This is a genomic window from Microcella alkalica, from assembly GCF_014595885.1.
In the GTDB taxonomy this organism is placed as follows: Bacteria; Actinomycetota; Actinomycetes; order Actinomycetales; family Microbacteriaceae; genus Microcella; species Microcella alkaliphila_B.
On record NZ_JABUKC010000001.1, the window covers coordinates 64,022 to 82,697 of the forward strand.

The 18,676-nt window shown below is 73.1% G+C and carries 14 protein-coding genes; 7 read left to right on the forward strand and 7 right to left on the reverse strand.

Translation table 11 applies throughout. The annotated features are described in order from the left end of the window. Positions 1-147: 147 nt before the first annotated feature. Positions 148-3,741, forward strand: coding sequence for a proline dehydrogenase family protein (locus tag ID804_RS00305; RefSeq protein WP_169076987.1), 3,594 nt, complete (start codon positions 148-150; stop codon positions 3,739-3,741). Positions 3,742-3,759: 18 nt separating this feature from the next. Here ID804_RS00305 and ID804_RS00310 read toward each other — a convergent pair whose 3' ends face one another. The 4 genes from ID804_RS00310 to ID804_RS00325 all read right to left on the reverse strand — a co-directional run bounded on the left by ID804_RS00310 (position 3,760) and on the right by ID804_RS00325 (position 7,646). Beyond that, entirely contained in the window at positions 3,760-4,116 is a 357-nt protein-coding gene (locus ID804_RS00310) for a GntR family transcriptional regulator (protein ID WP_169076988.1), read from the reverse strand. After that, the gene (locus ID804_RS00315; protein WP_169076989.1) at positions 4,113-5,018 is read right to left on the reverse strand and encodes a hypothetical protein; all 906 of its coding nucleotides are present in this window, start codon (positions 5,016-5,018) and stop codon (positions 4,113-4,115) included. The genes ID804_RS00310 and ID804_RS00315 overlap by 4 nt, the downstream gene beginning before the upstream one ends. Further along, positions 5,015-5,941 (reverse strand): hypothetical protein, encoded by a 927-nt coding sequence (locus ID804_RS00320; RefSeq protein ID WP_169076990.1) that lies wholly within the window; start codon positions 5,939-5,941, stop codon positions 5,015-5,017. Before ID804_RS00320 ends, ID804_RS00315 begins: the two co-directional genes overlap by 4 nt. Before the next feature lie 238 nt (positions 5,942-6,179). Further along, entirely contained in the window at positions 6,180-7,646 is a 1,467-nt protein-coding gene (locus ID804_RS00325) for a helix-turn-helix transcriptional regulator (RefSeq protein WP_169076991.1), read from the reverse strand. A 173-nt stretch (positions 7,647-7,819) separates the two neighbouring features. Here ID804_RS00325 and aceA point away from each other — a divergent pair, with 173 nt between their 5' ends. Together aceA and aceB are read left to right on the forward strand one after the other, a co-directional pair. After that, complete coding sequence (aceA, locus tag ID804_RS00330; RefSeq protein ID WP_169076992.1) at positions 7,820-9,130, forward strand: isocitrate lyase; 1,311 nt, start codon at positions 7,820-7,822, stop codon at positions 9,128-9,130. A 56-nt stretch (positions 9,131-9,186) separates the two neighbouring features. Beyond that, positions 9,187-10,860 (forward strand): malate synthase A, encoded by a 1,674-nt coding sequence (gene aceB, locus ID804_RS00335; RefSeq protein WP_169076993.1) that lies wholly within the window; start codon positions 9,187-9,189, stop codon positions 10,858-10,860. A gap of 116 nt (positions 10,861-10,976) precedes the next feature. Here the strand turns inward: aceB and ID804_RS00340 are convergent, their stop codons facing one another. Further along, a complete protein-coding gene (locus tag ID804_RS00340; RefSeq protein WP_169076994.1) occupies positions 10,977-11,414 on the reverse strand; it encodes an Lrp/AsnC family transcriptional regulator in 438 nt (145 codons plus the stop codon). Between the two features lie 159 nt (positions 11,415-11,573). On the opposite strand from ID804_RS00340, the gene ID804_RS00345 reads away from it, so the two are divergent. The 4 genes from ID804_RS00345 (at position 11,574) to ID804_RS00360 (ending at position 16,717) form a co-directional block, all read left to right on the forward strand. Next, complete coding sequence (locus ID804_RS00345) at positions 11,574-12,596, forward strand: iron ABC transporter substrate-binding protein (RefSeq protein WP_169076995.1); 1,023 nt, start codon at positions 11,574-11,576, stop codon at positions 12,594-12,596. Positions 12,597-12,659: 63 nt separating this feature from the next. After that, on the forward strand, positions 12,660-14,279 hold the full coding sequence (locus ID804_RS00350) for an ABC transporter permease (RefSeq protein WP_211160873.1): 1,620 nt from the start codon (positions 12,660-12,662) through the stop codon (positions 14,277-14,279). Continuing rightward, the gene (locus tag ID804_RS00355) at positions 14,276-15,340 is read left to right on the forward strand and encodes an ABC transporter ATP-binding protein (protein ID WP_169076996.1); all 1,065 of its coding nucleotides are present in this window, start codon (positions 14,276-14,278) and stop codon (positions 15,338-15,340) included. Before ID804_RS00350 ends, ID804_RS00355 begins: the two co-directional genes overlap by 4 nt. A gap of 153 nt (positions 15,341-15,493) precedes the next feature. Continuing rightward, on the forward strand, positions 15,494-16,717 hold the full coding sequence (locus tag ID804_RS00360) for a kynureninase (RefSeq protein WP_169076997.1): 1,224 nt from the start codon (positions 15,494-15,496) through the stop codon (positions 16,715-16,717). 65 nt (positions 16,718-16,782) lie between these two features. On the opposite strand, the gene ID804_RS00365 is transcribed toward ID804_RS00360, so the two are convergent. Continuing rightward, entirely contained in the window at positions 16,783-17,670 is an 888-nt protein-coding gene (locus tag ID804_RS00365) for an ABC transporter permease (protein ID WP_169076998.1), read from the reverse strand. Then, a complete protein-coding gene (locus ID804_RS00370) occupies positions 17,667-18,647 on the reverse strand; it encodes an ATP-binding cassette domain-containing protein (RefSeq protein ID WP_169076999.1) in 981 nt (326 codons plus the stop codon). Before ID804_RS00370 ends, ID804_RS00365 begins: the two co-directional genes overlap by 4 nt. Positions 18,648-18,676 lie beyond the last annotated feature (29 nt).

The following is an 18,676-nucleotide window of genomic DNA, read 5'->3' on the forward strand; positions in this document are numbered from 1 at the left end:
TGTTCGGGCATCCCGAACATAACCGTGCGTGAATGCCCGCTTTTCTCGACGCGCCGCCCGGCGCAGACTGGCCCGAGCAGGGCACGACGGGGCCGCGATGTGCGCGGGCTCGGGCCCCTCACCGCGGAGGCTGACACGCTGATGACCATGAGCTCTTCGATCGATCACCCGCTCGACCGCTCAGCGCAGGCGGGGGCCGAGCCGCATGCCCACCCCGAGGCTGCGTCGCTCGCCGCCCTCGGCGACGAGGCCGTCGCCCTCGTGCGCCGCTGGCTCGACGAGGCCGGCGATGCGAAGCCCGACGCGGCCGCCGCACGCCTCGCCGGACTGCTGAAAGACCCCGACGGGCTGCACTTCGCGATCGGCTTCGTCGACCGCGTCGCCCGGCCGGAGGACCTGCGCGTCGCGGCCCGCAACCTGGAGGAGCTCAGCGAGCGCATCCCGAGGTTCCTGCCCGCGCCGATGCGGGCGCTCATCGCGCTCGGCGGCGGGTTCGCGCGGTTCCTGCCGAACCCGATCATCCCCATCGCGCGGCGCGTGCTGCGGCAGATGGTCGGGCACCTCATCGTCGACGCGAGCCCCGACCGGCTCGGCGCCACGCTCGAGCGGCTGCGGGCCGACGGCGATCGGCTCAACATCAACCTGCTCGGCGAGGCGGTGCTGGGCGACGCCGAGGCGGACAAGCGCCTGGCGGGCATCCGCGCCCTCGTCGCTCGCGACGACGTCGACTACGTCTCGGTCAAGGTGTCGTCGATCGTCAGCCAGCTGTCGATGTGGGCCTTCGACGAGACCGTCGAGCGCGTCGTCGAGCGCCTCGTGCCGCTCTACGAGGAGGCGGCGCGCTCGGGCACGTTCCTGAACCTCGACATGGAGGAGTTCCGCGACCTCGACCTGACGATCTCGGTCTTCGAGAAGCTGCTCGACCGGCGCTCGCTCGCCCAGTACGAGGCCGGCATCGTGCTGCAGGCCTACCTGCCGGAGGCGGTGCCCGCGCTCGAGCGCCTCACCGCGTGGGCGCAGCGCCGCCGGGCCGCGGGCGGCGCCGGCATCAAGGTGCGCGTCGTGAAGGGCGCCAACCTCGCCATGGAGCGCGTCGACGCCGCCGTGCACGGCTGGCCCGTCGCCGTGCTGCCGAGCAAGCAGGCTAGCGACGCCAACTACAAGCGCGTGCTCGAGCTCGCCCTGCGCCCCGACCGGGTCGACGCCGTGCGCATCGGCGTCGCCGGCCACAACCTGTTCGACATCGCCTGGGCGCACCTGCTCGCCACCTCGCGCGGCGTCGAGAGCCGCGTCGAGTTCGAGATGCTGCTCGGCATGGCGCCCGACCAGTCGGCGGCGGTGCGCCGCACGGTCGGCTCGCTGCTGCTCTACACGCCCGTCGTGCACCCGGAGGACTTCGAGTCGGCGATCAGCTACCTGATCCGCCGCCTGGAGGAGAACGCGAGCACCGAGAACTTCCTCTCCGGCGCGTTCGAGCTCGCCGGCTCGCAGCCGATCTTCGACCGCGAGCAGGGCCGCTTCCTGGCCTCGCTCGCCGACCTCGTCCAGCATCCGGCCGCGCCGGCGCCGCACCGCGTGCAGAACCGGCTGACGGCGACGGATGCCCCGCGCGAGCTGCCCCTCACCGCGACGGTCGCGAGCTCGGGCGTGCGCGACAACTTCGACAACGAGCCCGACACCGACCCGGCGCTGCCCGCCAACCGGGAGTGGGGCCGCGCGATCCTCGCGCGCGCCGCGGCGAGCACGCTCGGCGCCGACGTCGCGGCCGCCGCCGCGATCGCGACGCCGGGGGCCCTGGAGCGCGAGATCGCCGACGCGCGCGGCGCCGCATCCGCCTGGGCTTCTCGCTCGGCCGACGATCGCGCCGCCGTGCTGCACGCCGCGGGGCGGATGCTCGCCGCCCGCCGCGCGGAGCTGCTCGAGGTCATGGCCGCCGAGGCCGGCAAGACCCTCGCCGAGGGCGACCCGGAGGTGAGCGAGGCGATCGACTTCGCCCACTACTACGCCGAGAGCGCGCGCGACCTCGCGCGCGTGGAGGAGGCGCGGTTCGAGCCCGTGCGGCTGACGCTCGTCGTGCCGCCGTGGAACTTCCCCGTCGCGATCCCGGCAGGCGGGGTGCTCGCGGCGCTCGCCGCGGGCAGTGCCGTCATCATCAAGCCCGCCCCGCAGGTGCGCCGCTGCGCCGCCGTTATGGTGCAGGCGCTGTGGGATGCGGGCGTGCCGCGCGAGGTGCTGCGCCTCGTCGACGTGCCCGAGAACGAGCTCGGGCGGCAGCTCGTCAGCCACCCGGCGGTCGACCGCGTCGTGCTGACGGGGGCATTCGAGACGGCGGCGCTGTTCCGCTCGTGGCGGCCCGACCTGCCGCTGCTGGCGGAGACGAGCGGCAAGAACGCGATCGTCGTGACGCCCTCGGCCGATTTCGACCTCGCCGCCGCCGACCTCGCCCGCTCGGCCTTCGGCCACGCGGGGCAGAAGTGCTCGGCGGCGTCGCTCGGCATCCTCGTGGGGTCGGTGGCCGATGCGCCGGCGTTCCGTCGCCAGCTGGTGGATGCCGTGCGCACCCTGCGCGTCGGCTGGGCGACCGACCCGACCACGGTCGTCGGGCCGCTCATCGAGCCGGCGTCGGGCAAGCTGCTGCGCGCGCTCACCGAGCTCGGCCCGGGGGAGGAGTGGCTCGTCGAGCCGCGCCGCCTCGACGAGGAGGGCCGGCTGTGGTCGCCGGGGGTGCGGCTCGGCGTCGCGCCGGGCAGCGAGTTCCACACGACCGAGTACTTCGGGCCGGTGCTCGGCCTGATGCGCGCTCGCGACCTGGACGAGGCGCTCGACCTGCAGAACGCGACGCCCTTCGGGCTCACGGCAGGGCTGCACTCGCTCGACGCCGACGAGGTCGCCTACTGGGCGGAGCACGTCGAGGCCGGCAACCTCTACGTCAACCGCGGCATCACGGGCGCGATCGTGCGCCGCCAGCCGTTCGGCGGCTGGAAGCGCTCGAGCGTCGGCGGGTCGACGAAGGCCGGCGGGCCCTCGTACGTGGCCAGCTTCGGCACGTGGATGCCCGTGCCTCGCTCGCCGAAGCAGAACCTCAGCATGCGCGGGCTGAGCGCTCGCGTGCGCACCGTGCTCGAGGCGGCGCAGCCCGGCCTCGACTTCGCGGGCTTCGACACCGCGCGGGCCGGCGCGCTCGCGGACGAGCGCGCGTGGGCCGACGAGTTCGGCGTCGCCCGCGACGTCAGCGACCTCGGCGTGGAGCGGAACGTGCTGCGCTACCGCCCCGTGACGGAGCCCGTCGTGGTGCGGCTCGCCGAGGGCGTGTCGGCCGGTTCGCTCGTGCGCGTGCTGCTCGCGGCCGTGCGGGCGGGCGCGCCCGTGGCCGTGTCGACGCCGGTCGCGCTGCCCTCGGCGCTGCTGTCGCTCGCGGGGCAGGCCGACTCGCCGCTGCGCGCCGCCTCGGTCGCGATCGAGAGCGATGCGGCGTTCACGGCGCGCGTCGTCGCGGAGCGACCGGCGCGCATCCGCCTCATCGGTGCCGACACCGGGGGCGCGGATGCTCGGCCCGCGTCGGAACTCGCCCGCGAGCTGCTCTCCGCCCTCGGCGGAGACCCCGACGTCGCGCTCTGGTCGGGGCCCGTCACGACCGCGGGCCGCGTGGAGCTGCTGCCGTTCCTGCGCGAGCAGTCGGTGAGCGTCACGGCGCACCGGTTCGGCAACCCGTACCCGGCGCTCGCCGAGCTGCCGCTGTAGGGCGGCGCGCGGCGAGGCTCAGGCTCGCAGGGCAGCCTGCACGAGCGCGAGCGCGACGTCGTCGGCGAGGCCGAGGCGGCGGATGCGGTCGGCGAACTGGCGCGCAGCATCCTGGGCCTGGCGCTCCGTGGGGTCGCCGTGCTGGGCGACGAAGGTGCCGTTGCGACCGCGCGTCTCGATGATGCCGTCGGCCTCGAGCTCGCGGTAGGCGCGGGCGACCGTGTTGACGGCGAGGCCGAGCTCCTGCGCGAGGGCGCGCACCGTCGGCAGCTTCGCCCCCGCCGCGAGGGCGCCGGTCGCGACCGCGTCGCGCACCTGCACGCGCAGCTGCTCGAACGGCGGCGTCGCCGACCGCGGGTCGATCGTGACGATCATGATGCGATCATCCCCGATGCGGGCGCCGGCGCCGACCACAAGCGACGCCGGAAATGCTGAGCCGTTCGCCGGTCGAGCACGACCACGAGCAGCACCGTGAGCAGACCGATCGTGGCGTAGAAGCCCACTGCTGGGCCGGCCGCCGCGCCCGCGAGTGTCGCCTCCGCGAGCCAGAAGGCGTCAGCGATCAGCACCGGCACGGCGAGGAGCGCCGCGAACGCTGGGATCGTCAGCAGGTCGCGAGCGCTCTCGGCGCGGAGCGCGTCGCTCCACGCGAGCGTCATCGTGTCGCCCGCGACCGGGCGCGAGCCCGCGATGAAGCGGACAGCCGGCGCGAAGAGGAGCAGCGACACGACTCCGAGCGCGACGAGGCCTCCGGTCACCGGCAGGGCCGGCGACAGCGGCGAGCTCGGGATGGTGCTCACGTTGTTGAGCGCGAGCACCGCACTGAGCGACGTGATCGCCACGACGAGCGTGACGACCCGCGGCGGCACGAGGTCGAGCGGACTCAGCCGCTCCAGGCGTGCGACGGGCTGCCCGAACGACCGACGCCGCCGGTCGACGAGCTGCATCACCGTCATCGAGATCACGCCGACGAACGCGGAGAGCGGCATGACGAGGAACGACCACGAACTCGTCGCGAGCTCGTCGTTCACCAGAAGGGCGGCGAGACCGAGAGTGCTCGCCAGGCCCATGCCGAGCATCCAGCCACGCTGGCGTCGCGTCACGAGGCGCAGCAGCTCGGGCTCGAGCTCGGCGGGCACCGCGAGGTCGGCGCGCGAGGCGAGGCGGTGGAGCTGCCGCTGCTGCCAGTGGGGCGAGCGCGTGCGCAGCAGCTGCGACGCCCACAGCGCCACGAAGACGAGCGTCACGGCGGCGACGAAGGGGAGTCGATCGCTCATCGGGCACCGCCGTGCGCGAGCTCGGGCCAGAGCCGGCGCTGGTAGTGCTGTGCCGGGTTGCGCGGCGAGGCCGGGCTCGCCTGCAGCGCCGCGGCGACGATCGAGACGACGAGCACGACGAGGGCGAGCAGGCCCAGGCCGGCTCCGGCGATGATCGCGACGGGAGGCTCGGCGAGGGAGATCAGTTCGCCGAGCAGCACGAGCGGTGCGTAGATCGCCGCGGTGAGCGGCAGCGCGATCATGTCGCGCAGCGTGAGCGAGCGGAGGGCGTCGCTCCATGCGAGGGCCTGTGTGCCGCCGCCGATGGGGCGCCAGCGCGCGATACGCGTACCGAGCGCCCACCAGAGGAGCGTGCTCGTGGCGGCGAGTGCGAGGAGTCCGAACGCCACGGCCATCGCCGTCGGATCGAGCTGGTCGAGCTGGTCGGTCAGGCCCAGCCCGAGCAGGATCACGAGCACCAGCACTGCGCCGACGGCCAGCGCGATCGGCATGCCGCGGCGCTCGCCCGACGGCACGAGGTCGGCGATGTGAACGGGGGTCAGGCGCCCGGCGCTCGGTGCCGCCCGGTCTGCGGCGTCGCGGTGCGCCCGCCGCGCGTGCAGCAGCGCCGCGACGGCGACGCCCATCGCGACACCGCCGAAGACTCCGAGCACGATCGCGCCCGAGCGCAGGGACGAGTCGGTCGGCACGAGCACGAGCACCACGCCCGCGGCCGCGAGGGCCCCGAGCGCGGAGGCGACGACGCGGCGACGCTGGAACCGCATGACCTCGTCGCGCACATCGTCGTCGAGGGCGAGGTTGACGCGGCGCGCGAGCCGTTCCACGCTCGCGGCGAGCGAGGCGGGGGTGAGCTGCACGAGCAGCACGAGGGCCACGATCACGGCGATCACGAGTAGGGGTACGAGGGTGGCGAGCAACGTCATCGAGAGCATCCTTCTTTGTCTGTCGTTTGTCTCAATGTAGCAATACAAACGCGCGATGTCGAACGATGCTCCGGCGCGTGCACCACGCCCGCCTCGAGCAGTGCAGCGCTCGCCCGAGAAGTCCTGCGCTGTTCCCCTCGCTCAGCGACGCGGGCATTTGCGTCGAAACGGGCCTGCCGAGAGCCCGGCTCGACGCGAACGCCCGCGTCGAGCCGGCTTTGTTCGGCCTGCGCCCCGCCTACCCCGCGGCGTGCCGCTCGAGGAACGCGTACACCTCCGTGCGGTCCACCCCCGGGAAGCTCTCGCGCGGCAGCGCGGCGAGCAGCGACGAGTGGATGCGCGCCTGCGGGCGGGCGGCGTCGGCCCAGCGGGCGGCGAGCTCCGGCGGGGCATCCTGGCAGCAGGCCGGGTCGGGGCAGGTCGACGAGCCGCGACGGGTCGTCTCGCGCCCACGGAACCACTTCACGTGCGCGAACGGCGTGCCCACCGAGATCGAGAAGTCGCCGCCCGAGCCCGACTCGATGCGCGAGGTGCACCAGTAGGTGCCCGTCGGTTTGTCGGTGTACTGATGGAAGGGGCTGAACCGGTCGGGCTCTTCGAACACCTGCCGCGCCGACCACTTCCGGCACACCGTCTGGCCCTCGACGGCGCCGAGCGCGTCGGAGGGGAAGCGCACGCTGTCGTTCTCGTACGCCTTCGACAGCACGCCCGCCGACGACACCTTGAGGAAGTGCACGGGGATGCCCAGATGCTCGGTCGCGAGGTTCGTGAACCGGTGCGCTGCGGTCTCGTACGAGACGGCGAAGCGGTCGCGCAGGTCTTCGACGGCGAGGGCCCGGTCGCGCTTGGCGGCCTGCAGGAAGGCGACCGCGTCGGCCTCGGCGATGAGCAGCGCGCCGGCGAGGTAGTTCGTCTCGACCCGCTGCCGCAGGAACTCGCCGTACGAGGTCGGCTCGGGCCGCTGCAGCACGTGCGCGGCGAGCGCCTGCAGCAGGTTCGTGCGCGGGTCGCGCCCGGCGGCGTTCTGCACCGGCAGGTAGATGCGCCGATGCTCGAGGTCGGTCACCGAGCGCGTCGACGGCGGCAGGTCGGTGACGTAGTGCAGGGTCACGCCGAGGTGCGCGGCGAGCTCGGCCGCGAGGCGCTGCGAGAGCGGCCCGCCCGTGTGCCCGATTGCCTTCAGCAGCCCCGCCGCGATCTGCTCGAGCTCGCCGAAGTAGTTGCCGCGCGCCCGCATCTCGCCGCGCAGCTCGGCGTTCGCGCGCCTGGCCTCCTCGGGCGTCGCGGCGCGCTCGCGGTGCACGCGCTCGAGCTCGGCGTGCAGGGCGAGGATCGTGCGGATCGCGTCGTCCGACAGCGACTTCCGCAGCGGCAGAGGGGGGATGCCCAGCGCGCCGAACAGCGGACCCTCCTGCACTCGGGCGAGCGCGATCTCGAGCGCGGCGCGACCCGTCGGCGGCTCCGAGCTCAGCAGCCGCTCGAGTGGCACGCCGAGCGCCCGCGCGATCGCCTGCAGCTCGCCGAGCTTCGCCTCGCGCTTGCCGTTCTCGAGCACCGATACGTGCGAGGTCGCGACGCCGATGCGCTCGCCGAGCGCGGCGAGCGTCAGGCCGGCGTCGCCGCGCAGCTGACGGATGCGGCGGCCGAGCGTGAGGGGATCGAGCACCTCTTCAGCGTGGCCGGGGGTCTGCGCGCGGTCGAGCATGCGACGAGCATCCCACGCGTCGCATTTCGGGCCAAGCGAAAAAGCAAGGAATTTCAGTCAATCTTTCGGGATGCGCACGCCCGTTCTTCGACGAACGTGGAGCGCACGGCGCCGTGAAGAAGGCGTCGCAGCCAGCCCCGCACGACACGCGGGCACACCGAAGGAGCAACACGATGACCACCCAGCACCGCACCGGAGACCAGACCCAGACCGCCGCCGAGCTCGAGACCGCGTGGAAGACGGAGGCACGGTGGTCGGGGGTCCAGCGCGACTACTCCGCTGAAGACGTCATCGCGCTGCGCGGCACCGTCCAGGTCGAGCACACCCTCGCCCGCCGCGGCGCCGAGAACCTCTGGAACCTCCTCCACACCGAGGACTACGTCAACGCCCTCGGCGCCCTCACCGGCAACCAGGCCGTGCAGCAGGTGCGCGCCGGCCTCAAGGCCATCTACCTCAGCGGCTGGCAGGTCGCCGCCGACGCCAACCTCAGCGGCAACACCTACCCCGACCAGAGCCTCTACCCGGCCAACTCGGTGCCCTCGGTCGTCAAGCGCATCAACAACGCGCTGCGTCGCGCCGACCAGATCGCCGCCGCCGAGGGCGCCTCGTCGGGTCGCGACGGCAGCATCGACTGGCTCGCCCCCATCGTGGCGGATGCCGAGGCCGGCTTCGGCGGACCCCTCAACGCCTACGAGCTCATGACCTCGATGATCGAGGCGGGTGCGGCGGGCGTGCACTGGGAGGACCAGCTCGCGAGCGAGAAGAAGTGCGGCCACCTCGGCGGCAAGGTGCTCATCCCCACGCAGCAGCACATCCGCACCCTCAACGCCGCGCGCCTCGCCGCCGACGTCGCTGGCGTGCCGACCGTGATCGTCGCGCGCACCGACTCGCTCGCCGCCGACCTCATCACGAGCGACGTCGACGAGCGCGACCAGCCGTTCCTCACCGGCGAGCGCACAGTCGAGGGCTTCTTCCGCACGAAGCCCGGCATCGAGACGGTGCTCGCCCGCGGCCACGCCTACGCGCCCTACGCCGACCTGCTGTGGGTCGAGTCGAGCGAGCCCGACCTGGAGCTCGCGCGCACCTTCGCCGAGAGCATCCACGCCGAGTTCCCCGGCAAGAAGCTCGCCTACAACTGCTCGCCGTCGTTCAACTGGAAGCGCCACCTCGACGACGACACCATCGCGAAGTTCCAGAACGAGCTCGGGGCGATGGGCTACGCGTTCCAGTTCATCACCCTCGCCGGGTTCCACTCGCTCAACCACTCGATGTTCGAGCTCGCGCGCGGCTACAAGGAGCGCCAGATGAGCGCCTACGTCGAGCTGCAGGAGGCCGAGTTCGCCTCCGAGGCGAACGGCTACACGGCCACCAAGCACCAGCGAGAGGTCGGCACGGGCTACTTCGACCGCATCGCGACGGCGCTCAACCCCGACAGCGCGACGCTCGCGCTCGTGGGCTCGACCGAGGCCCAGCAGTTCCACTAGGCCGCTGCCGGGCATCCCCCTCTTCACCGACACGACTCACCTGAGACGAGACGATCATGACCACCTCGACCATCACCGACCACCAGCTGACCACGGGGCCTCTGACGATCCTGGGGCCGATGCGCCCCCGCTACGACGAGATCCTCACGCCGGAGGCGCTCGCCTTCGTCGGCGAGCTGCACCGCCGCTTCGCCGGCGACCGCCACGACCGGCTCGCCGACCGCATGCGCCGCCGCTACGAGCTCGGCAACGGGCGCGACCTCGGCTTCCTGCCCGAGACGGCGGATGTCCGTGCCGACACCTCCTGGAGGGTCGCCGGCGCGGGCCCCGGCCTGGAGGACCGGCGCATCGAGATCACGGGCCCCACCGACCCGAAGATGACCATCAACGCGCTCAACTCGGGAGCCAACGTGTGGCTCGCCGACCTGGAGGACGCCACGAGCCCCACCTGGGCGAACATCGTCGAGGGGCAGCTGTCGCTGCGCGACGCGATCCGCGACCAGCTCGAGTTCACCTCGCCCGAGGGCAAGCAGTACCGCGTGACCGCGAAGCGCACCCCGACGATCGTGATGCGGCCGCGCGGCTGGCACCTGGTCGAGAAGCACCTCGAGTACACCGACCGCTCGGGCCTGCGTCTCGCCGCGAGCGCGAGCCTCGTCGACTTCGGGCTCTACGCCTTCCACAACGCTCGCGAGCTCGTCGCCCGCGGCCGCGGCCCGTACTTCTACCTGCCGAAGCTCGAGAGCCACCGCGAGGCGCGGCTCTGGAACGACGTCTTCACCTTCACCGAGCAGGCGCTGGGGCTCGAGCACGGCACGATCCGCGCGACGGTGCTCATCGAGACCTTCCCGGCGGCGTTCGAGATGGAGGAGATCCTCTACGAGCTGCGCGACCACTGCGCCGGCCTGAACGCCGGCCGCTGGGACTACGTCTTCTCGATCATCAAGAACTACCGCGGCCGAGGCCAGTGGTTCGTGCTGCCCGACCGCGACCGCATCCTCATGACCCTGCCGTTCATGCGCGCCTACACCGAGCTGCTCGTCAAGACGTGCCACCAGCGCGGCGCGCACGCCATCGGCGGCATGAGCGCGTTCATCCCGAACCGCCGCGACCCCGAGGTCACCGAGCGTGCCCTCGAGCGCGTCGCCGCCGACAAGCGCCGCGAGGCCGGCGACGGTTTCGACGGCTCGTGGGTGGCGCACCCCGACCTGATCCCGGTGGCGCGCGCCGAGTTCGACGCCGTGCTCGGCGAGAAGCCGAACCAGCTCGACCGCCAGCGCGACGACGTGCACGTCACCGCGCGCGACCTGCTCGACATCCGCTCGGCCGGGGGCGAGGTGACCCTCGCCGGCGTGCGCGCCAACATCTCGATCACGGTGCGCTACCTCGAGGCGTGGCTGCGCGGCCTCGGCGCCGTCGCGCTCGACAACCTCATGGAGGACGCCGCGACGGCCGAGATCAGCCGCTCGCAGCTGTGGCAGTGGATCCACCAGGACCACGTCACCGTCGAGGGCGAGCAGGTCACGCGCGAGCTCGTCGAGCGGATGCTCGGCGAGGTGCTCGCGGAGCTGCCCCGCCCGGCCGGCCACCGGTACGCCGAGGCGGAGGAGCTGTTCCGCACGGTGACGCTGCAGGAGGAGTTCCCGACCTTCCTCACGGTGCCCGGGTACACGCGGTACCTGGTCGAGCAGCCCGAGGCCGAGGCCGCCGAGGAGGCGCGCGCCGCGTAGGCCGCGCCCCCGGCCCGCCGAGATGGGGGTTTGCGTCGAGCCGGGCCGTTCGGAGGCCCGTCTCGACGCAAGCGCCCGCGTCGGCGTCCCGGGGCGGCGCCGCGTAGCGCGCCGGGCTACTCGTGCGTGCGGTCGACGAGCCGCGAGAAGACGATGGCCGAGCGGGTGTGGTCGACGTTGGGCGCCGACCGCACCCGCTCGAGCGCTTCCTCCATGCTGGGGATGTCGCGCGAGCGCAGCCGCACGATGGCGTCGGCGTCGCCGGTCACGGTGCCGGCCTCGACGACCTCGGGCACGGCGAGCAGGATGCGCCGCAGCTCGTCGGGCGCGACGGTGCCGCGGCAGAACAGTTCGACGTAGGCCTCGACGGCGAGCCCTTCGACGGCGGGGTCGACCTGCACGGTGAAGCCGCGGATGACGCGGTCGGCGACGAGCTTGTCGACGCGGCGCTTGACGGCGGAGGCGCTGAGCCCGACGACGTCGCCGATGTCGCCGTACCCGGCGCGGGCGTTCTGACGCAGCTGTTCGATGATGCGCGAGTCGATGGCGTCCATGCGCTCACGCTAGACGAGGGGGCGGCGCTCGCGGGCATCCGTCGGGCGAAGGCGGGGGATGCCCGTGGCTGGCACTCTCAGGAATGTAAGGCTAGCCTTACCTCCGGCAGCGTCGCCGTGTCCCGCACCTCTTCTCCCTTCGCCCTCGGAGCCTCTCTCATGCGCTCGTTCCGCCCTGTCTCCCTGCTCGCTCTGCCGATCGCCGGGCTGCTGCTCGCCGGCTGCGCCGCCCCCGCCGAGGAGGAGGCCGACGCGGCCTTCACCCTCTACTCGGGCCGCGACGAAGACCTGGTGCAGCCGCTCATCGACGCCTTCACCGAGGAGACCGGCATCGAGGTCGAGGTGCGCTACGGCAACACGCCGGAGATGGCGGCGCTGCTGCTGGAGGAGGGCGACGCCAGCCCGGCCGACGTGTTCCTCTCGCAGGATGCCGGCGCGCTCGGGGCGATCGCCGACGAGGGCCTGTTCACGACGCTGCCGGAGGACATCACGGGCGCGGTCGTGCCCGAGTTCAGCTCCACCGACGGCAGCTGGGTGGGCGTGACGGGTCGCGCACGCGTCGTCGTCTACGACGGCGAGACGCTGACGGAGGACGACCTGCCCGACACGATCGACGGCTACGTCACGGAGGAGTGGGCGGGCCGCCTGGGCGTCGCGCCGACGAACGCGAGCTTCCAGTCGTTCGTGACGGCGCTGCGCGTCATCGAGGGCGAGGATGCCGCCGAGCAGTGGGCGCAGGCGCTCGCCGACAACGACCCGCAGATCTTCGAGTCGAACATCCCGATCCTCACCGCCGTCAACGACGGCGTGATCGAGGCGGGCCTTATCAACCACTACTACTGGTTCCGTCAGGCGAACGAGGTCGGCGCCGAGAACATGCGCGCCCAGCTGAAGTACCTCACCGCCGGTGACGCCGGATCGATCGTGAACGTCACTGGCGCGGGTCTGCTGAACGGCGCCGCCGAGAACGAGGACGCGCTCGCGTTCATCGAGTACCTCGTGTCGGAGGCGGGCCAGCAGTACTTCGTGAACGAGACCTTCGAGTACCCGCTCGTGCCGGGCATCCCCGCCCCGGAGGGTCTGCCGGCGCTCGAGTCGCTCGTCACGCCGAACTTCGACCTCAGCGACCTCGACTCGCTCGCCGAGACGCAGGAGCTGCTGGCCCGCGTCGGCCTCATCTAGTCCACCCGCCGGCGGGTCTTCCGACCCTGCCGGCGCCCAGCCTCGGAATGGTCGAATAGCGCCATGACCCTCGCGCCGCCCGCCGCGGCCGCTCCCGCACCGTCGGGCGCGGCCGCGGCGTCGCGTGCGCCGGGCGAGCGGGGGGCGGATGCCCGGCTCGCGTCGCGCGCGGCCCGGCCGCCGCTCTGGCTGGTGCTGCTGGGGTCGTTCGCGGCGCTGCTGGCGAGCATCCCCCTGGTGTACCTGCTGGTGCGCGCGGGCGGTTCGGGGCCGGAGCGCTTCGTCGAGACGCTGACCCGCGGCCGCGTGCTGGAGTACGCGGCGAACTCGCTCGGGCTCGCGGCGGCGACGACGGCGACGGCGCTCGTGCTGGGCACGGCGGTGGCGTTCACGCTGTCGCGGCTGCGGGTGCCGTTCCCGCGGCTGTGGCTGCTGGCGTCGTCGCTGCCGCTCGCGGTGCCCTCGTTCCTGGCGGGCTACGGCTGGCTGGTGCTGGTGCCGAGCGCGCAGGGCTTCGTGCCGAGCTGGCTGCTGCTGTCGGCGGTGACGATGCCGTACGTGGCGCTGCCGGTCGCGGCGGCGCTGCGCGGGGCGTCGGGCGACCTGGAGGGCGTGGCGCGCACGCTGGGTCGCGGGCCGCTGTCGGCGTTCTTCGTGGCGACGTGGCCGCAGGTGCGGCCGGCGGCGATCGCGGGCGGGCTGCTGGTGGCGCTGTACGCGCTGAGCGACTTCGGGCTCGTGGCGATGATGCGGTTCCCGACGCTGACGTGGGGCATCAGCGCGGCGTACTCGGCGAGCTTCGACCGCGCGCAGGCGGCGATCCTGGCGCTGCTGCTCGTGGTGTTGGCGCTGCTGGTGGTGCTGGGCGAGCGCAGCGCTCGCGGTCGCGTGCCGCGCGCGGCGGCCCGAGCGGTGGCGCCCCGCGCGATCGGCCGCGGGATGCTGCTGTCGCTGCTGCCCGTCGTCGCGGCGGCCCCGGTGGTGGGCGTCGCGATCCCGCTGCTGGGTCTGGCGACGCGCCTGGTGCAGGCGGAGACGCTGCGCGAGCTGGACGTGCCGCGGCTGCTGGCGGCGATCGGCTCGACGGTGGGGGTCGCGCTCGCCGCTGCCGCGCTCGCGGTCGTGCTCGCGCTGCCCATCGCGGCGCTCGGCGCCCGCTTCCGCGGCCGCCTCGTCTCGGTCATCGAGTCGGCGGGCTATCTCGGCCACGCGCTGCCCGGCATCGTGGTGGGTCTCTCGCTCGTGTTCTTCTCGCTCGCGGTGCTACCGGGGCTGTACCAGAGCGTGGTGGTGCTGGTGTTCGCCTACGCGGTGCTGTTCATGCCGAAGGCGATCGGCACGATGCGCTCGGGCCTGGCCGACGTGCCGGTGTCGCTCGTGGCGGTGGCGCGCACGCTCGGCGAGTCGCCGCTGCGCGCGTGGTGGCGGGTGACGGTGCCGCTGGCGCTGCCGAGCGTCGGCATCGGCGCCCTGCTGGTGGCGATCGCGACCATGAAAGAATTGCCGGCGACGCTGCTGCTGCGTCCGACCGGAATCCAGACGCTGGCCACGGAGTTGTGGAACAGGACGGTCGTGTTCGAGTTCGGCGCGGCCGCCCCGTACGCGGCGGTGCTGGTGCTCGTCGCGGCGGTTCCCGCGATGGTGCTGTCGGGCATCCGCAGCACGGCGAAGGAGGAGTGGTGAGCGATCTCGTCATCGATCACGCGAGCGTCACCCACGGGTCGACGCTCGCCGTCGACGACGTGTCGCTGACGATCCGGCAGGGCGAGCTGGTGGCGGTGCTGGGCCCGTCGGGCTGCGGCAAGACGTCGCTGCTGCTGGCGATCGCGGGGCTGCTGCCGCTGCAGGAGGGCTCGATCTCGGTGGGCTCGCGCGAGCTGTCGCGCCGGGGCCGCAGCGTGCCGCCGGAGAAGCGCGGCGTCGGCTGGGTGCCGCAGGAGGCCTCGCTGTTCCCGCACCTGTCGGTCGGCGAGAACATCGGCTTCGCGGTGCCGCGGGGTCGCGGTCGTGCTCGCGCCGACCGCATCGCCGAGCTCGCGCGGCTCGTGGGGCTCGGCGCCCTGACGAACCGCGCCCCGAACCAGCTCTCGGGCGGGCAGGCGCAGCGCGTCGCCCTGGCCCGTGCCCTCGCCCCGCGGCCCGACGTGCTGCTGCTCGACGAGCCGTTCGCAGCGCTCGACACGCAGCTGCGCACGGGTCTGCGCCGCGAGGTCGCCGAGCTGCTGCGCGCGCAGGGCACCACGTCGATCCTGGTGACGCACGACCAGGAGGAGGCGCTGACCCTCGCCGACCGCGTCGCCGTGCTGCGCGACGGGCACCTGGAGCAGTTCGGCACCCCGGAGGAGATCTACCAGCAGCCGGCGAGCGACTGGGTCGCCCAGTTCGTCGGCGACGTCGTCGAGCTCGAGGGCCGCTGGCGCGCGGGCCGCGTGACGTGCGCGCTCGGCGCGGTGGAGGCCGCCGCGGTCGGCTTCGCGCCCGCCGACGGCGACGCGGTGCGCCTCATGCTGCGCCCCGAGTGGATCGTGCCCCGCCACGACCTGCTCGCCCACGCCGCTGCAGGGGCGGATGCCCGGGTCGCCTCGATCTCGTACGCCGGCCACGACGCGATGCTGGCCTGCGATCTCACCGCGGGTCTCACGGTGCGCATGCGCATGGCGGCCGTCGACCTGCCGGAGGTCGGCGAGCAGCTGCGCCTCGCGGTGCAGCGGCCGGGGCTCGCGTTCCCGACGCGCGCGGCGTAGCCGGCGCCCCGCCCCGGCTCCCGCCGCGCCGGCTTCCGCCGCGCCGGCTTCCGCCGGTGACCCGAAATGTGGCGGATGAGCCGGAAGGTTTCGACTCACTTGCCACGTCTCGACTCACTCGCGCCGCCGAGGGGCCCGGCCTAGGCTGACCGGGTGACCGCCGCCGCGCACCTGCCCGACCCGGCCGCGCTCGACGCGGCCGACCTGCTCGCCGCCGTCGTCGACCGCTTCGAGCCGGGCGACGACCTCGTCGCCTACCTCGACGGCAACTCGCTCGGGCGGCCGCTGCGGGCGACGGTCGAGGCGCTGCCCGAGTTCGTGCGTACGCAGTGGGCGGGCAGGCTCATCCGCGGGTGGGACGACGGCTGGCTCACCCTCGCCGAGCGGCTGGGCGACCGCATCGGGGCGGCGTGCCTCGGCGCGGCATCCGGTCAGACGATCGTCGCCGACTCGACGACGGTGCTCATCTTCAAGCTGCTGCGCGCCGCGATCGCGATGCGCGGCGAGGGCGCCGCCCGCGACGAGCTCGTGATCGCGCGCGACGAGTTCCCGACCGACCGCTTCATCGTCGAGCGCCTCGCCGACGATCACGGCCTCACCGTGCGCTGGCTCGACGTGCCGCACGACGGCGGGGTCACCCCCGAGCTCGCCGCCGAGGTCGTGAGCGAGCGAACGATCGCCGCGCTGCTCGGCGGCGTCGCGTACCGCAGCGCGTGGTGGGCCGACATGGCCGCGGTGACCGGCGTCGTGCAGGCGCACGGCGCACTCGTCATCTGGGACTGCTCGCACGCCGTCGGCTCGGTGCCGCTCGAGCTCGACGCCTGGGGCGTCGACATGGCGGTCGGATGCTCGTACAAGTACCTGAACGGAGGCCCGGGCGCCCCCGCCTGGGCCTACGTCGCCGCGCGGCACCAGGCGCAGCTGCGCAACCCGATCCCCGGGTGGCTGGGCGCGGCGGAGCCGTTCAGCATGACGGCCGGCTTCGAGCCCGCGCCGGGCATCCGCCGCCTGGTTAGCGGCACGCCGCCCATCCTGGGCATGCAGCCGATCGCCCACATGGTGGGCGAGATCGAGGCGGCGGGCATGCCTGCGATCCGGGCGAAGTCGGGCGCGCTGACCGAGTACGCGATCGCGCTCGTCGACGCCCTGATCCCGGATGCCGTGCTCGCCTCGCCGCGCGACGCCGCCCGTCGCGGGGGCCACATCACGATCGACCACCCGAACGCTCGCCGCGCCGTCGAGCGCCTCTGGGGCGAGGGAGTGATCCCCGACTTCCGGCATCCGAGCGGCGTGCGCATCGGGCTGTCGCCGCTCAGCACGAGCTTCGCCGAGGTCGAGCGGGGCATCCGCGCGCTCGCGGCGGCGCTCGCCGACTGAGCCGGTCGCCCGCGCGCTGCCTGGGATGCCGCCCCACGCGGCCGCAGCCGGAGGGCCGCCCGCCCCTACCGCGACAGCGTCGCGAACTTGCGGATCGACAGCGGCACGAACACCAGCAGCAGCACGACCACGCCGATGAGCACGGTCGCGATCGGGTTCTGCGCCGGCCACGCGTCGCCGACCGGCGTGCCCGGCGGCACGTTGCCGAAGAGCTCGCGCGCCGACTGCACGAGCGCCGACACCGGGTTCCACTCCGCGAACACGCGCAGCGGTTCGGGCAGGCGCTCGCTCGGCACGAAGGCGTTCGAGATGAACGTGATCGGGAAGAGGATGAGGAACGACGCGTTGTTGATGATCTCCGGGCTCTTCACCGCCATGCCGAGGTACGCCATGACCCACGAGAACGCGTAGGCGAACAGCAGCAGCAGCGCGACCCCGGCGAGGAACTCGGGGAGCGACGAGTTCACGCGCCAGCCCACGATCCAGCCGGTGATCATCATGACGATCATCGACAGCGCGTTGATGGCGAGGTCGCCGTTCGTGCGACCGACGAGCACCGCGGCCCCGCTCATCGGCAGGGTGCGGAAGCGGTCGATGATGCCGTCTTTCAGGTCTTGCGCCATCGCCGAGCCCGAGTACGTCGAGCCGAAGACGACGGTCTGGGCGAAGATGCCCGCCATGAGGAACGACGTGTAGCCGTCGCCGGGGATGTCGATCGCGGCGCCGAAGACGTAGGTGAACAGCAGCACGAACATGATCGGCTGGATCATCGTGAACAGCAGGATCTCGGGCACGCGGATGATCTTCATGAGGTTGCGCCACGTGGTCACCCACCCGTCGCTGAGGAAGCGCGAGATCGCGCTGCCGGGTGCCGGCTCGAGCGTGCCGTGCGCGCCCGAGTCCGACTCCGGCGCCGTCGTGCCGGTTGCCCGGCCGCTGCCGATCGTGCTCATGCCGCGCTCCCCGTCGTCTCGTCGGACTCTTCGGCCACGTGGCCCGTGAGCTGCAGGAACACGTCGTCGAGCGTGGGCCTGCGCATGCCGGCGTCGTGCAGCGCGACGCCCTCGGCCGAGGCTGCCGCGACGACCGACGCGAGCGCCGCCGGCCCGTCGGCGACCGGCACGACCCACGTGCGACCTCCCGTCACGACCGGCTCGCCGGTGCCGTGCCGGGCGAGGATGCCCCGCACCGCGTCGCCGTCGGCCTCATCGACGACGGTCAGAGCCACGCGCTGCCCGCCGACCGAGGCCTTGAGCTCGTCGGCCGTGCCCTTCGCGATGACTCTGCCCTCGTCGATGACCGAGATCGAGTCGGCGAGGCGGTCGGCCTCTTCGAGGTACTGCGTCGTCAGCAGCACGGTCGTGCCGTCGCTCACGAGCGACTCGATGATCTCCCACAGGCCGAGGCGACTGCGCGGGTCGAGGCCCGTCGTCGGCTCGTCGAGGAACAGCACGGGCGGACGGATGACGAGCGCACCGGCGAGGTCGATGCGTCGCCGCATGCCGCCGGAGTAGCCCTTCACCGGCCGGTTCTGAGCTTCGGCGAGGTCGAACAGCTCGATGAGCTCGGTCGCCCGCTGCCGCGCGACCCGCGAGCCCAGGTGGTAGAGCCGACCGACCATCATGAGGTTCTCGAAGCCGGTGAGGTTCTCGTCGACGGCGGCGTACTGGCCGCTCGCGCCGATCATGCGCCGCACCCGGTCAGGGTCGGCGAGCACGTCGACCCCGTCGATCGTCGCCGAGCCCGAGTCGGGGCGGATGAGCGTCGTGAGCACCTTGACGGTCGTCGTCTTGCCGGCGCCGTTGGGCCCGAGCAGCGCGGTGACGGTGCCCTGCGGCACCTCCAGCGACAGCCCGTCGAGCGCCCGCACGACGGGGGCGCCCTTCGGGGTGTAGGTCTTGACGAGCTCGCTCGCCTCGAGGAACGGCATGCGCGGATGCTACTCCTGGCCGGCGACAT

Excerpts from the sequence above, each read along its gene's own strand:
- ID804_RS00305 (WP_169076987.1), top strand. The coding sequence starts at position 148 with ATGAGCTCTTCGATCGATCACCCGCTCGACCGCTCAGCGCAGGCGGGG.
- ID804_RS00310 (WP_169076988.1), bottom strand. The coding sequence starts at position 4,116 with ATGATCGTCACGATCGACCCGCGGTCGGCGACGCCGCCGTTCGAGCAG.
- ID804_RS00315 (WP_169076989.1), bottom strand. The coding sequence starts at position 5,018 with ATGAGCGATCGACTCCCCTTCGTCGCCGCCGTGACGCTCGTCTTCGTG.
- ID804_RS00320 (WP_169076990.1), bottom strand. The coding sequence starts at position 5,941 with ATGACGTTGCTCGCCACCCTCGTACCCCTACTCGTGATCGCCGTGATC.
- ID804_RS00325 (WP_169076991.1), bottom strand. The coding sequence starts at position 7,646 with ATGCTCGACCGCGCGCAGACCCCCGGCCACGCTGAAGAGGTGCTCGAT.
- aceA (WP_169076992.1), top strand. The coding sequence starts at position 7,820 with ATGACCACCCAGCACCGCACCGGAGACCAGACCCAGACCGCCGCCGAG.
- aceB (WP_169076993.1), top strand. The coding sequence starts at position 9,187 with ATGACCACCTCGACCATCACCGACCACCAGCTGACCACGGGGCCTCTG.
- ID804_RS00340 (WP_169076994.1), bottom strand. The coding sequence starts at position 11,414 with ATGGACGCCATCGACTCGCGCATCATCGAACAGCTGCGTCAGAACGCC.
- ID804_RS00345 (WP_169076995.1), top strand. The coding sequence starts at position 11,574 with ATGCGCTCGTTCCGCCCTGTCTCCCTGCTCGCTCTGCCGATCGCCGGG.
- ID804_RS00350 (WP_211160873.1), top strand. The coding sequence starts at position 12,660 with ATGACCCTCGCGCCGCCCGCCGCGGCCGCTCCCGCACCGTCGGGCGCG.
- ID804_RS00365 (WP_169076998.1), bottom strand. The coding sequence starts at position 17,670 with ATGAGCACGATCGGCAGCGGCCGGGCAACCGGCACGACGGCGCCGGAG.
- ID804_RS00370 (WP_169076999.1), bottom strand. The coding sequence starts at position 18,647 with ATGCCGTTCCTCGAGGCGAGCGAGCTCGTCAAGACCTACACCCCGAAG.